Origin of the sequence: Nocardioides sp. (assembly GCF_036401255.1) — a bacterium.
Lineage (GTDB): Bacteria > Actinomycetota > Actinomycetes > Propionibacteriales > Nocardioidaceae > Nocardioides.
In genome coordinates, this window is record NZ_DASWVI010000343.1 from 1 (window position 1) to 13,251 (window position 13,251).

Consider the following 13,251-nt stretch of genomic DNA (forward strand, 5'->3'; position numbering starts at 1 on the left):
CCTCCCCCCCACGACCCAGCGTCCGACCACGGTTAGTCGAGCGCGCTGGTCTGGGTCTTGACCGTCGGCACGGGGTCGACGACGTCGGCGGCCTCGGTCACCCGCACCGGTGCTCTCACGCCGTTGACCTCCGGGCTGAGCTGCGGCTCGACGCGGAGCACCGCGAGCGCACCGCACAGCAGACAGCCCACGACCAGCGAGGTGATGTAGACGCTGCCGAGACCGTGGCCGACCAGGTAGCCGGCGACCGGCGGGGCGATGATCGCGGCGAGCTGGAACGACCCGGAGCTGAGCGCGTTGTAGCGGCCGCGGAGGTGGTCGGGCGCCAGGTCGTTGACCAGCGCCGGGACCGTCGGCTGCAGCAGCGTCTCGCCGAACGCGAACACCGACGCGCACCCGGCGACGAGCAGCGTCGCACCCCACGTGCCGGAGACCAGGCCGGTGCCGCCGAGCAGCACCCACGACAGCGACCACACCACCGACATCACCGCGATCACGCGGGTGCGGCGGCGTCCCTCGATGCGCTGCAGCACGACCAGCTGGAGCACCACGATCACGAACGTGTTGGCCGCGAACGCGAGCCCCAGACCCCGGGTGGAGACCTCGCCCACCGCCCGGGCGAACGCCGGCATGCCGGCGTTGAGCTGGGAGTAGCCGACGTACGACGACACGAAGCTGAGCAGCATCAGCGAGGCGACCGCGGGCCGGCGCATCACCTCGCGGTAGCTGACCGTCGGCGGGGGAGCGTCGTCGTCGTGGACGGGCCGGCCGGCGACGTGGCGCAACGGGACCAGCATGAGGAAGATCGCCGGCAGGTAGCTGACGGCGTCGCCGAGGTAGATCGCCTGGAACGTCGACAACCGGTCGACGTCGACGAACGCCCCGCCGGCGATGCCGCCGATCCCGATGCCGAGGTTGAGCAGCGTGAAGTTCACGCCGAAGTAGCGCTGCCGCAGCTCGGTCGGGACGACGGTGGCGATCAGCGTCTGGAAGCCCGGCCAGCTCACGCCGAAGCCGATGCCGGAGAGCACCAGCGCGGTGGCCGCCATCCACTCGCTGGAGGAGAACGCCATCACGGTGTTGGAGACGACCTGCAGGCACACCGCGCCCAACAGGATCCGGCGGGCCCCGAGCCGGTCGATGGCCGAGCCGCCCGGCCCGACGACGAGCAGGCCGAGCAACGGCGGCACGGCGAGCAGCAGGCCGACGTGGCCGAGCTCGAAGCCCCGGACCTCGTGGAGGTAGACCACGTGGAAGGGCAGCACCAGGCCGGTGCCGATGAACTCGAAGACCACGACCGAGAGCAGCAGCCGGCCCTCGCGGGGCAGGTCGTGCCAGAACGAGGCGAGCGTGGGACGGGAGGGGGCGTGCGGCGCGGTCATCGCCGAGCAGTCTCCCAGCGGTCGCCGACACCGCGCGCGCGGTTTTCCGACGGCGCCACGCACGTCACACCCGACCCCCCGACCGGGTGAGCATGGCCCCAGATACCGGGGGTACTGCCCCGGCATGCAGATGCCCCAGCCCCGCGGCCCGCTCACCGAGGAGCTCTTCGGTGCGCTGCGGTCCGGCTCCGACGACTTCTACCCGGTGCTGGCCGTCGGCGCCTCCGAGGGGGAGGACACCGCGCTGGCGCTCTGGGTGCTCCACGAGCTCCACTACCGCGGCATCGAGGGGGTGCCCGACGCACTGGAGTGGGACCCCCAGCTGATCCGGCTGCGCGGCGTGCTCGAGCGCGACCTCGAGTCGCGGCTGCGGGAGCGCTGGACCCCGCCCGGTGACCTGCGCTTCGTCGAGGACTTCTTCGACTGGCTGGCCGAGCAGGACGGGGCGTCGGTGGCCGGGCACGTGCACCGCGACGCCGACCGCGAGCAGGTGCTCGAGCTCCTGCGCGTGCGGTCGCTGTACCACCTCAAGGAGTCCGACCCGACCGCGTGGGTCGTGCCCCGACTCGGGGTGCGGGCCAAGGCCGCGCTGATGGAGCTGCAGTACGACGAGTACGGCGGTGGCGACCCGAACCGGCTGCACCACCATCTCTGGGCGCGGGGCCTGGCGGCCTGCGGCCTGGACCCGTCGTACTCCTATGTCGACGAGGCGCCGTTGGAGGTGCTCGAGCAGAACAACGCGATGTCGCTGTTCGGCCTGCACCGCCGCCTGCGCGGCGCCGCGCTCGGGCATCTCGCGGCGTTCGAGGCGACCAGCTCGCTGCCCTCGCGCCGGATGGCCCAGGGGCTGCAGCGGCTCGGGTTCCCCGCGGAGATCATCGACTACTACACCGAGCACGTGGAGGCCGACGCGGTCCACGAGCAGCTGGCGGTGCGCACGATCTGCGGCGGGCTCCTCGCCGAGGAGCCGGAGCTGGAGGCCGACGTGTGGTTCGGGGCCTTCACCTGCCTGGACCTCGAGGACCGCTTCGCCCGAGCCATGCTCGAGCGATGGGACGCCGCCGACGAGGCGCGCAAGGACGAGGTCGCGTGAGCGAGGACTACGACCACCCCGACGTCGTGCTGTGTCCCGGCGGCCCGATGCTGCTGCGCGGACGGCACGTCGTGGAGGACGCGGACGGGGTCGCGCACGAGACCACGCGACCGGTGACCGCGGTGTGCCGGTGCCACAAGTCGGCGTCGTTCCCGTGGTGCGACGGCACGCACAAGGTGCTGCCGGAGAAGCTCCGCCCGGTCTGAGCCCGCTGAGTCCGCTGAGCCCGCCGCGGGTCAGGGCCGCTCGAGCCGCACCAGCACCCCGCGCTCGCACCAGCGCACCTCGACGATCTCGAGGTCGTCGGTGAGCTCGCGCATCCGGTCGCGCAGGAGGTCGACCTGCTCGACGGTGCCGAGCTGGAGCAGCAGGCTGGCGCCGCGCATCAGGTGGTCCCGGGCGGTCTCGACGCACAACCAGGCCAGGTCCATGCCGTCGCCGCCTCCGTCGATCGCGAGCACCGGGTCCTCGGGGAAGCGGTCCACCTCGGCGCGGCGCACCCACGGCGGGTCGGCGATCACCAGCGCGAACCGCTCGCTGTCGGCCAGGACCTCGTCCATCGGGCCCTCGCGGACCTCGACCCGCTCGGCGAGCCCGGCCGCCCGGGCGTTGTGCCGGGCGTAGTCGCAGGCGACCGGGTCGACGTCCACGCACACGATCCGCCGGGTCGACCCGACGACCGCCAGCAGCCCGATCTGCCCGGCGCCGGCGCACAGCTCGAGGACCGCACCGACCGGTGCGTCCGCGAGGATCTCGGCGGCCCACTCGGACTGGGCCGTGGTCCACGGCCGCGGGCGCAGCACCCGGCCGTCGAAGGTGATCCGGAGCGGGCCGAACCCGACGGTCTCCGGGGCGTGGCTGACGGTGGTCATGGCCCGGAGGTACCCCTCCAGCGGCGCCGTCACGCCACGTTGAACGGGCGGAACTGCACCGAGATCCGCGGCCCCGCGTGGGCGACCTTCGGGACGGCGTGCTCCCAGGTGCGCTGGCAGGAGCCGCCCATCACGACGAGGTCGCCGTGGCCCATCTCGATCGAGATCGACGAGCCGCCGAGGCGCGGACGCAGCATCAGCCGACGGGGGTCGCCCAAGGACACGATCGCGACCATCGTGTCCTGCGACTTGCCGCGGCCAATCGTGTCGCCGTGCCAGGCGACGCTGTCGCGCCCGTCGCGGTAGTAGCAGCAGCCCGCGGTGACGAAGGGCTCGCCGAGCTCGGGGAGGTAGTGGGCCGAGAGTGCGCCCCGGGCCCGGCCCAGCACGGGGTGCGGCAGCGGGTCGCCGGCGCCGTAGGTGTGCAGGAGTCGGGGTACGTCGACCTCGCGGTCGTACATCTGGCGCCGCTCGGCACGCCAGGGCACGTCGCGCACGAGCGTCGCGAACACGTCGTCGGCGTCGGGCAGCCAGGAGCGGCACACGTCGACCCAGGCGCCCCGGGTCAGCGGGCGCCGCGCGGTCCCCTCGAAGCCGAGCGCGGCCACCGCGGGCGCCTCGAACAGCGTTCCCTGGAAGTCCATGCCGCGAGCATACGCCGAGATCGAACAGATGTTCGAGACCTACTCGGTGGCGATCGCGTCCAGGACGTTGAGCCGCGAGGCCCGGACCGCCGGCACGATGGCGGCCAGGACGCCGACGACGACGGCGATCACGAGGAACAGCAGCAGCTGCCCCAGGGGCAGCCCCAGGCTCGTGAGGTTGTCCTTCAGGGACTGCCGCAGCAGCGTGCCGATCACCAGGCCCAGGGCCATGCCGAGCAGCGCGCCGAGGACCGCGATCGCGACCGACTCCAGCGTGATCATCCGTCGCAGGCGCGAGCGGCTCATGCCGATCGCGCGGAGCAGGCCGATCTCGCGGGTGCGCTCGATGACGGAGAGGCCGAGCGTGTTCACGATGCCGATCACCGCGATCACGATCGCCAGCGCGAGCAGGCCGTAGATCATGTACAGCAGCTGGTTGACCTGGTCGCGGATCGAGTCGGCGAACTCCTGCTTGTCGTACACGGCCACGACCGGGGTCGACGCGACCGCGTCGTCCAGCGCCTTGCCGACCGCCACCGGGTCGGCGCCGGGGTCGAGCATGATGCTGACGCTGGTGTCCTGCCGCGGCACGCCGGCGTCGGCGAGGAGGTCGAGCGGGACGCTCACGTCGCCGGTGACCTCGCTGCCCTCGATGATCCCGGCGACCTCCAGGTCGAGCGCCTTCCCGGCGAGGAACGTCAGCTTCAACGGCGACCCGACCTCGAGCCCGTGGTCGTCGGCGAAGCCCGTGGAGACCAGGGCCTCGTCGCCGCGCAGCTCCTGGTGCCCGTCGGTCACCTCGAGGTCGTAGATGTCGTCGAACCCCGCGTCATTGCCGGTCACGAAGACCGTGGAGTCGTCCACCTGCGCGGCGGTCCACTGCTGTCGACTGACCGTCGCCACCCCGTCGACGTTCTCCAGGTCGTCACCGACGGCCGTGGTGAACGGCATGTAGTTGGTGCTCTGGACGAGGAAGTCGGCGGTGAACTGCTCGTCCACGACGTCGTCGACCGAGGTGTTGAGGGACGCTGCGAGGACGCCGATGCAGGAGACCAGGGCGAGGCCGATCATCAGCGCGGACGCGGTGGCGCCGGTACGCCGGGGGTCGCGCAGCGCGTTCTCTCCCGCCAGCCGGCCCGTGGTGCCGAACAGCCGGCCGAACAGGCCTCGGCACAGCACCAGCACCGGCCGGCCGATCACCGAGCTGATGCCCGCTGCGGTCAGGATCCAGATCGCCGCGGCGATGCCGACCCAGAGCGCGTCGGGGCCGGGCCCGCCGACGATGCCGATCACCGCGAAGACGACCCCGAGGGTCATGAGCACGCTGCCGATGATCGTGCGGCGGCGCAGGGAGTGGCGCACGGGCGTCGTGTCCGTCCGCATCGCGGCGACCGGCGCGACCTTGCCGGCACGCCGGGCCGGCAGGAAGGCGGCGACCACGGTGACGCCGATGCCGACGGCGTAGCTGAGGACCACCGACCGCACGTCGAGCGTCAGTGCGTCGCTCGCGATGTCGAGCCCGACCGCCCGGAACAGCGCGGCCAGCCCGCGGGCCAGCAACCAGCCCAGGCCGATGCCGATGGTGGCGGCCACGGCCGACATGACGACCGCCTCGATCAGCACGGACCGCGTGACCTGACGGCGTGCGGCGCCGAGCGCGCGCAGCAGCGCGAGCTCGCGGCTGCGCTGGGCCACGAGGATCGTGAACGTGTTGACGATGATGAAGCCGCCGACGATCACCGCGATGATCGCGAACACCAGCAGGAACGTGGAGATCACGTCGAGGAACTGGCCGACGGCGTCCTGCGACTCCTCCGCGACCTGGTCGCCGGTCACCGCCTCGAAGCCGGTCGGCGCCACGGCGCCGGCGGCTTGCGCCAGCTGCTCCTGAGAGACGCCGTCGGCGGCGGTGAGCGAGATCTGGTGGAACGCGTCGGCGCCGTCCAGGACCAGGTCCTGCGCGCCCTCGGTGCTGAACACGAGCAGGGTCGCACCCGCCGTACCGCCGCCGTTGAACTCGGCGGTGCCGACCAGGGTCGCCGTGCGCTCGGACTCGCCGAACGGCGCGAGCAGCTTCACCTCGTCGCCGAGCGCGTAGTCGCCGTTGTCGGCGGCGGCGTCGTCGAGGACGACCTCGTCGGGCGCGGTCGGCCAGCGGCCGCTGCTCAGCACCATCGGCGGTTCGCCCGCCATGTTGGGCCCGTCGGTGTGGTTGAAGGCCAGCGTCGGCGCGCCCGTGCCGCCGATCAGGGTGCCGTCGGAGGCGAGCAGGCTCATGCCGACGCCCACGACGTCGCCGTCGGCGCGAGCGACCTCGGGGAGTGCGGCGAGCTGGTCGACCACCTCCGGCGAGAGGGTCTGCGTCGTCGTGGCGCCGCCCGCGTCGAACGACGCCGTCTGCTCGGCGCGCACCACGCCGTCGGGGGTGGAGCTGTAGATGATGCTGTCGAAGGTCGACGACAGGCCGTTGCTGAAGACGAGGACGCCCGACAGGAACGCCACGCCCAGCACGATCGCCAGGCCGCTCATCACCAGCCGCACCTTGCGGGCGACCAGGTTGCGCAGGGTCAGCTTGAGCACGGCACGCCCCTCAAGCCTGGGTGGTGCGGGCCGCCGCCAGCTCCTGCAGGCGGGTCATGTGCTCGAGGATCTGCTCGCGCCGCGGGCGCTGGATCTCGTCGACCACCAGGCCGTCGGCGAGGAACACCACGCGGTCGCAGTACGACGCGGCGACGGCGTCGTGGGTGACCATCACGACCGTCTGGCCGAAGTCGTCCACGCTGCGCCGCAGGAACGCCAGCACCTCGGCCCCCGACGTGCTGTCGAGGTTGCCGGTGGGCTCGTCCGCGAAGACGATCGAGGGCTGGCTGGCCAGCGCCCGGGCGCAGGCCACACGCTGCTGCTGGCCGCCGGACAGCTCCGCCGGCCGGTGGTCGAGCCGGTCGCGCAGCCCGACCGCGTCGATGACCGTGTCGAGCCACTCCTGGTCGGGCTTGCGGCCGGCGAGGTTCAGCGGGAGCAGGATGTTCTCCGACGCCGTGAGCGTCGGGATCAGGTTGAACGCCTGGAAGACGAACCCGATCCGCTCCCGGCGCAGTGCCGTCAGCTCCTTGTCCTTGAGCCGGCCGAGGTCGGTCCCGCCCACCTCGACGGAGCCGTCGGACGGGGTGTCGAGGGCGGCCATGCAGTGCATGAGCGTGGACTTCCCCGAGCCGGAGGGTCCCATGATCGCGGTGAACCGGCCGGCCTCGAGGTCGAGGCTCACCCCGGCCAGGGCGTGCACGGCGGAGTCGCCGGATCCGTAGGTCTTGCGCAGGTCGACGGCGCGTGCCGCAGGAGAGTCGGTAGGGGACGTGACGGTCATGGCAGCAGCCTGCCGGAAGGTCGCCGACGCCCGCCATCGGGGAGACCCCTGAGTCTGCTCGAGGTCCTCCCTGCGTACGCCGTGCGATTGCCGCGGAACGAGCGCCGTGGGACGACGGATCTCGTGGCCCGGACTCCTCCGATCCGCGCGGTTCCGGCCGATCTGAGGACGCGGAGGTCCCCGACTGCCTAGAGTTCCCCTGTGGACGAGTTGCTGGTGACCGAGGGGCGTGCGCTCAAGCACGTCCAGGTGCGCGAATACGTGCGCACTCTCGTCACGGGGGCGGCACCCGGTTCACCTGCACCGTCTGAGCGTGAGCTGGTGCATCGGTTCGGGGTCGCCCGCATGACGGTGAGACAAGCGATGGACGCCCTCGTGGTCGAGGGCCTCCTGGAGCGGATTCCCGGGCGGGGCACCTTCGTGGCCCGCCCGCGGCGAGCTGTGAGCCGATTGACGAGCTACACCGAGGAGATGGCGCGCCGTGGCCTGCTGGCCGAGTCGCAGACGCTGCTCGCGCGGCGGGAGCAGGCCGGCCCGGGTGTGGCGCGTGCGCTGAACGTGACCGAGGGGGATGCGGTCATCCACTGGCGCCGGCTGCGGCGGGCCGACGGGGCCCCGATGTGCATCGAGGACGCGTACCTCAACGAGGTGCTGATCCCGGGCTTCCTGCAAAGCGGCATGCCGACGAGCCTGTACGACGCGCTCGACGCCCGCGCGCTGCGGCCGACCTGGGCGGAGGACTCCATCAACGCCGACGTCGCCTCCGAGGAGGAGGCCGGCCTGCTGGAGATCGCCCCGGGCACCTCGGTGCTGCGCCACTCGCGGCGTGCCCTGGCCGGCGAGAAGGTCGTCGAGGTCTCGCGCACTGTCTATCGCGCCGACCGGTTCACGATGTGGATCCAGGTGGGCAGCGAGGGATAGCGGCCCCGCCCCGCCCACCGGGGTCTCGACACGCCGGTCGCGACCTCGCGAGCTCGGTCGCGCGGCTCGCTCGACCGCCATCAGCGGGTCCGCTGGCGCGTCCCCGCTCACAGGCCGCCCAGCGGGGCGATCACGTCCCCGGACTCCTCGCACACCCACACCGGGTCGGGGCCGCCGAGGTCGGGCTGGATGTAGAGCGTGTGCAGGGGTGCGTCCGGGCCGCAGTCGTGGCACAGCGGCCAGCGCCCGACGCTCTCGAACAGCGCGTCCTGGACGTCCTGGGCGACCAGCCCGGCAACGTACTGCTCACCCTCCGGCCACTGCTCGGCCCACCACTTGCGCTGGGCGACGGCGTCCTCGAGGGCCGAGACCGCGGCGGCGGTCGCGTGGTCGCGGGCCTGCAGGTCGGCGAGCACCCGAGCCCGCGCATCGAACAGCAGGGCGTTGTCCATGGCCCCATCATGCCCCGCGGTCGGTTGCGCGCGGCTCCCGAATCGGGACCGCGCCGCGGCCTACCATGCCCCCATGAGCCAGGCGCTCCTCGAGGTCACGGTCCTCGATCCGCGCGACGTGCCCGGCGCCGCCGAGGGGGGCGCCGACCGGCTGCACCTGGTCGCCCGCGGGTCGGGTGTGGCGACCTCGCCCGAGCCTGCGCTGGCCTCCGCGGTGTGCCGCGAGAGCGATCTGCCGGTGTTCGTGCTGCTGCGGCTCAACGACACGTGGACGACCACCGGCGGTGAGCTGTCGCGGCTGATCGGCCTCGCCGAGGACTACCTCGCGTGCGGTGCGAGCGGGGTGGCGTTCGGGTTCCTCGACGCCGACCTCGAGATCGACCGCGACGTCTGCGGCCACCTGGCCGGCGCGCTGCCCCGCGTGCCGTGGACGTTCGGCCGCGCGGTCGACGACACCTTGGACCTGCGCCGCTCGTGGCGTCGCCTGCTCGAGCTGCCCGGCCTGGTGGGGGTCCGCTCGGCGGGCTCGCCCCGCGGGCTCGAGGCCGGGTACGACGAGTTGCTGGCGCTCGCGTCCGGCGACGCGTCCGTGGCCCGGCTGCTGATGCCGGGCGGCGGGCTCCTGGCCGAGCAGGTGCCGTGGCTGGTGCGGGCGGGGGTCCGCCAGTTCCACCTCGGGACGCAGGCGCGACCCGGGTCGTCGTACAAGGCCTACGTCGACGCCGGCCACGTGCGGTCGTGGCGGCTGCTGCTCGACGAGCTCGTGGGCCGCGAGCACGACCGGGCCGCACGCACCGCCGGATGATCCTCATCGACCCGCCGAACGCCCCCGGGCACGGCCGGCTCTGGTCCCACCTGGCCAGCGACACCTCCTACGACGAGCTGCACGCGTTCGCCGCGAGCCTCGGCATCCCCGCGCGCGGGTTCGACCGCGACCACTACGACGTGCCGGCCGACCGGTACGCCGACGTGGTCGCCGCCGGCGCCACCCCGGTGTCCTCCCGCGAGCTCGTCACCCGGCTGCTGGCGGCCGGGCTGCGCCGCCGCAAGCACGCTCGTCCCTGACGGCCCTCGGGGTCCCGACCGGCGGATCGACCCACCCCGAGGACGTCCGGGACTACCCGCCCAGGGCGGCCAGCTCGCGCGCGACGTTGGCGCGCGCGGCGGGCTCCCACGCGGCGCGGGCATGGGTGGTGTGGAACAGGTGCGGCTTGGCGAGCAGGTCGCGCAGCACGGCGGCCCGGCCGGTCCGGAACCGGTCGTCGGGGACCTCGGCGTACTCCTCGCGCACGGCGGCGGCGTACTCGGCGTACCGCTCGGGGTCGGCGGCCAGGATCGCCAGGTCGGCGTCGCAGAGCGCGCCCCCGTTGTCGTCGCCCCGCGCGGGCCGGTGCCGCTCGGTGAGCAGGACCAGGCGGACCACCTCCTCGACCACCTCGGGCTCCACCAGCGTGGGCAGCACCTCCGCCGCCCACGCGGCCGAGCGCCGCTCCGCGTGCGGTCGGGTGTCGTAGACGCTGTCGTGGAACCACGCCGCCAGCACCACCGGCATCCGGTCGAACGGCGCGCCCTCCGCGCACAGCTCGTGGACGCGCTCGAGCACCTCGGCCAGGTGCCGGGTGTCGTGGTAGCGCCGATCGGGGTGGGTGTACGCCGCGACGAGCTGCGCGCCGAGCTCCCGCGAACACGGCAGCGGCCAGGCCAGGAGCAGGTCCACGGGGCCATTGAAGACCCCCGGCGCCGAGAGCCGCTACCGTGTCCCCGCAACGAGAACATGTTCTAGGGATGGAGGGTCGATGACCGCGAGCAGGGAGCGGATCCGCGAGGTCGTGGACCGTTACGTCGAGCTGGTGGGCGCCGGCACGGCCGACGAGATCGTCGCGCTGTACGCCGAGGACGCGGTCGTCGAGGACCCCGTCGGCTCCGAGCCCCGCGTCGGGCATGGCGCCATCCGCGACTTCTACGCGACGCTGGAGGGCCTGGACCAGGCCACGCGGCTGCTCGCCGTGCGGATCGCCGGCGGCGAGGCGGCGTTCCACTTCGAGGTCGCCACGCTCGCCGACGGGGTGACCTACACGCTCGCGCCGGTCGACGTGATGGCGTTCGACGACGACGGGCGGATCACCAGCATGCGCGCCTACTGGGGCGAGGAGGACCTGGCCGTCGGCTGAGTCAGCGGCGCCCGGCCCGAGGCGCGGGCCTGCACTGCTGGGGCTGGTCCTTGTCGGTCGAGCGGGGCAGCTCGACGTCGCCGACGTAGGTCTCCTCGCCGGTGACGACCTCGACCGGCGCCAGGCTGCCCTGGGCGAACTTGCACCACAGGCCGCCCTGCATCCAGCCGCCGCTGTCGGCCTTGGGGTCGACGACGACCGTCATGCCGTCCTGGGTGGCGAGCCGGCCGGTCAGCTCGAAGAACCCATCGGCGTCCGCGACCGTGCTCGCGACGACGTTCTCGTTCGCATCGAGGAGCCGGACCTGCGCGTTCGCCATCGTGGTGGTCGGATCGCCGCCGTCGACGACGGTGCCGGTCACCCACCCGCCCCGCTGGGTGATGTCGAACTTGCCGAACGCCATCTGACCGGACCTCACCGTCGCGCGCTCGACGCTGCCGGTGCGGGCGAACCAGACGCCCGCACCGTCGAACTTCAGCGTGTAGCCGCCGGGGTAGAGCCCCTTGAACACCGCCGTGCCGTTGCGTGCCGTCGCGGTCCACCACTGCCCGGTCTTCCGGCTGGTGATGGTCACCGGGGTCGTGGCCCGCAGCCGCCCCTCGGGCGTGAAGAGGTAGACGGTCATGCTGCCGGCGCGCTCGGTGAGCCCGATGGCGAGGTTCTTGGGCCTGCCCGGCAGCACCGTGCCCGCCCAGGCGCTCTTGCCGGCCCACTCCTTGCGGCGGTCGTAGGTGAACACCGAGTACTGGCCGCGGGGGAGGCCGCCGATCGCGAACTGGCCCCTGCTGTTGGCCGTCGTCGTGAACGACTGCTGCCCCTTGTTGGCCGCCACGACCCGGGCGCCGGCGAGCGGCTTGCCGCCGGCCTTGGCCGTGCCGGTGATCGCGGCGCCGGGCCACAGGGTCACGGCCCGGGTCGTGATGTCGTTGGCCCGCACGGTCACCTGGATGTCGGTGGGCGCGTACTTGCCGACGTCGTACGCCGGGCGCTGGTCGACGAACTGCAGGTGATAGGTGCCGGGCGCGAGCCACATCGAGTAGCCGTTGGTGCGGCCGAGGTTGCGCTGCCCGAGGTAGTGCCACTGACCGCCGACCTCGTCGAACCACAGCATCTTCAGCGGCGGCCGGTCGTGCTGGGGGAACCGGATCGCGCCGTTGACCAGGGCCTGGTCGTCGGCGGCCTGCGCGGCCGGCCCGGGGACGGTCGTGAGGAGCGCTGCGAGCAGGGCCACCACGAACGCCAGCAGGCTGGCACGGCGACGGGCACGGGGAAGCATGTGCTCCAGCGTAGGGACGGCGGCTTCAGCCGCGCTCAAGCGCAGATCAGCGTTTGCTCAAGACGCAGCGCGGGTCGTGCGCTGCTCGCGGCCGGGCGCCATCGCCCACCGGATGGTCCCGGTCGCGATCCCACCGAGCGCTCGCACCACGGTGCGCTCGGACACCGGCAGCCACGGCAGCCGCAGCGGTCGGCGGGCCCAGCGGGGCATCAGTGCCACCGCGGCCGCCACCAGCACGCCGTACGGCACCCGCGCGGGCAGCGGCAGCGGCGGGCGCAGCAGCACGTAGGCGACCGCCTCGCGGGCCTCGGGGGTGGCGCGCAGCTCGGGGCGGTACGCCGCGAGCGTCGTCGCCAGCTCGGCCTCGGTCGTCGGCGGGTCGACGACGCCGAGGCGCCGCGCCACCTCTGCGGTCTGGGTGACGTAGCGGTCCCGGTCGGCGCCGACCAGCGGCTGCTTGCCGTAGACGGTGTGGGCCCGCAGGAAGCTGTCGATCTCGGCCGCGTGCACCCAGCCGAGCAGGTGCGGGTCGGAGGCGGCGTACGGCGTGCCGTCGGGCATCGTGCCGACCACGCGGTCGTGGATCGCGCGCACCACGTCCACGGCCCGCTGGGCGTCGTCGGCGTGCCCGAACGTCGTCACTGCGATGAAGCGGCTGGTCCGCGCCAGCCGGCCCCACATGTCGCCGCGGTAGCCGGAGTGCTCGGCCACGCCGCGCATCGCCGCCGGGTGCAGCGTCTGGAGGAGCAGGGCGCGGATGCCGCCGACGAACATGGAGGCGTCGCCGTGCACCCGGGCGATCGGGCTGTCCGGCTCGAACCAGCGCGGCCCGGGGCGGCCGTGGATGCGTGCGGCGTGCCGGGCGCCGTCCGGCCCCGCGACGCGCAGGAACAGCTCGTGGCCCAACCGCTCACGCACGCCCGGCATGTGTCGAGCCTACGGGGCAGCCCCGCAGGCTGCGCGGCTCGCAATCTCGCGGCGCCCGGAGGACCTGTCAGCCAGAACCCGCACGACACGCCGATCTCCACCGGCGTGTCGTGCGGGTTTCACCGGCCGGCCGGTGAAACCCGCCGGCG

At 73.2% G+C, this 13,251-nt stretch carries 15 protein-coding genes; 6 read left to right on the forward strand and 9 right to left on the reverse strand.

The features are described 5' to 3' along the window. Positions 1-32: 32 nt before the first annotated feature. Positions 33-1,382 (reverse strand): MFS transporter, encoded by a 1,350-nt coding sequence (locus tag VGD85_RS15805; RefSeq protein WP_331064393.1) that lies wholly within the window; start codon positions 1,380-1,382, stop codon positions 33-35. Between the two features lie 124 nt (positions 1,383-1,506). Between VGD85_RS15805 and VGD85_RS15810 the strand changes: the two genes are divergently transcribed. Both VGD85_RS15810 and VGD85_RS15815 read left to right on the forward strand, forming a co-directional pair. After that, positions 1,507-2,475: an iron-containing redox enzyme family protein gene (locus VGD85_RS15810; protein ID WP_331064394.1), complete on the forward strand. Its 969-nt coding sequence runs from the start codon at positions 1,507-1,509 to the stop codon at positions 2,473-2,475. Then, on the forward strand, positions 2,472-2,681 hold the full coding sequence (locus VGD85_RS15815) for a CDGSH iron-sulfur domain-containing protein (protein ID WP_331064395.1): 210 nt from the start codon (positions 2,472-2,474) through the stop codon (positions 2,679-2,681). Before VGD85_RS15810 ends, VGD85_RS15815 begins: the two co-directional genes overlap by 4 nt. Positions 2,682-2,711: 30 nt before the next feature. Here the strand turns inward: VGD85_RS15815 and VGD85_RS15820 are convergent, their stop codons facing one another. Genes VGD85_RS15820 through VGD85_RS15835 form a run of 4 tightly spaced genes read right to left on the reverse strand, consistent with a single transcriptional unit; the run spans position 2,712 to position 7,355 of the window. After that, positions 2,712-3,347, reverse strand: a complete 636-nt coding sequence (locus VGD85_RS15820; RefSeq protein ID WP_331064396.1) for a class I SAM-dependent methyltransferase — start codon at positions 3,345-3,347, stop codon at positions 2,712-2,714. Between the two features lie 29 nt (positions 3,348-3,376). Next, on the reverse strand, positions 3,377-3,991 hold the full coding sequence (locus VGD85_RS15825) for an alpha-ketoglutarate-dependent dioxygenase AlkB (RefSeq protein WP_331064397.1): 615 nt from the start codon (positions 3,989-3,991) through the stop codon (positions 3,377-3,379). Between the two features lie 39 nt (positions 3,992-4,030). Next, positions 4,031-6,571 carry an ABC transporter permease gene (locus tag VGD85_RS15830; protein ID WP_331064398.1) on the reverse strand — a complete coding sequence of 847 codons (2,541 nt, stop codon included), beginning with the start codon at positions 6,569-6,571 and terminating at the stop codon, positions 4,031-4,033. Between the two features lie 10 nt (positions 6,572-6,581). Then, positions 6,582-7,355 carry an ABC transporter ATP-binding protein gene (locus VGD85_RS15835; RefSeq protein WP_331064399.1) on the reverse strand — a complete coding sequence of 258 codons (774 nt, stop codon included), beginning with the start codon at positions 7,353-7,355 and terminating at the stop codon, positions 6,582-6,584. Between the two features lie 261 nt (positions 7,356-7,616). On the opposite strand from VGD85_RS15835, the gene VGD85_RS15840 reads away from it, so the two are divergent. Next, a complete protein-coding gene (locus VGD85_RS15840; RefSeq protein WP_331064407.1) occupies positions 7,617-8,276 on the forward strand; it encodes a GntR family transcriptional regulator in 660 nt (219 codons plus the stop codon). Between the two features lie 107 nt (positions 8,277-8,383). On the opposite strand, the gene VGD85_RS15845 is transcribed toward VGD85_RS15840, so the two are convergent. Beyond that, positions 8,384-8,728 carry a hypothetical protein gene (locus VGD85_RS15845; RefSeq protein WP_331064400.1) on the reverse strand — a complete coding sequence of 115 codons (345 nt, stop codon included), beginning with the start codon at positions 8,726-8,728 and terminating at the stop codon, positions 8,384-8,386. Positions 8,729-8,801: 73 nt separating this feature from the next. Between VGD85_RS15845 and VGD85_RS15850 the strand changes: the two genes are divergently transcribed. Together VGD85_RS15850 and VGD85_RS15855 are read left to right on the forward strand one after the other, a co-directional pair. Further along, on the forward strand, positions 8,802-9,533 hold the full coding sequence (locus VGD85_RS15850; protein WP_331064401.1) for a copper homeostasis protein CutC: 732 nt from the start codon (positions 8,802-8,804) through the stop codon (positions 9,531-9,533). Then, entirely contained in the window at positions 9,530-9,793 is a 264-nt protein-coding gene (locus VGD85_RS15855) for a DUF4031 domain-containing protein (RefSeq protein ID WP_331064402.1), read from the forward strand. Before VGD85_RS15850 ends, VGD85_RS15855 begins: the two co-directional genes overlap by 4 nt. Positions 9,794-9,845: 52 nt before the next feature. On the opposite strand, the gene VGD85_RS15860 is transcribed toward VGD85_RS15855, so the two are convergent. Continuing rightward, positions 9,846-10,445, reverse strand: coding sequence for a hypothetical protein (locus tag VGD85_RS15860; protein WP_331064403.1), 600 nt, complete (start codon positions 10,443-10,445; stop codon positions 9,846-9,848). A 79-nt stretch (positions 10,446-10,524) separates the two neighbouring features. Between VGD85_RS15860 and VGD85_RS15865 the strand changes: the two genes are divergently transcribed. Next, positions 10,525-10,899, forward strand: a complete 375-nt coding sequence (locus VGD85_RS15865; RefSeq protein WP_331064404.1) for a nuclear transport factor 2 family protein — start codon at positions 10,525-10,527, stop codon at positions 10,897-10,899. A 1-nt stretch (position 10,900) separates the two neighbouring features. Here VGD85_RS15865 and VGD85_RS15870 read toward each other — a convergent pair whose 3' ends face one another. Both VGD85_RS15870 and VGD85_RS15875 read right to left on the reverse strand, forming a co-directional pair. Next, positions 10,901-12,175, reverse strand: a complete 1,275-nt coding sequence (locus VGD85_RS15870; protein WP_331064405.1) for a carboxypeptidase-like regulatory domain-containing protein — start codon at positions 12,173-12,175, stop codon at positions 10,901-10,903. A 57-nt stretch (positions 12,176-12,232) separates the two neighbouring features. Then, entirely contained in the window at positions 12,233-13,102 is an 870-nt protein-coding gene (locus VGD85_RS15875; protein ID WP_331064406.1) for an oxygenase MpaB family protein, read from the reverse strand. Between the last annotated feature and the right edge of the window lie 149 nt (positions 13,103-13,251).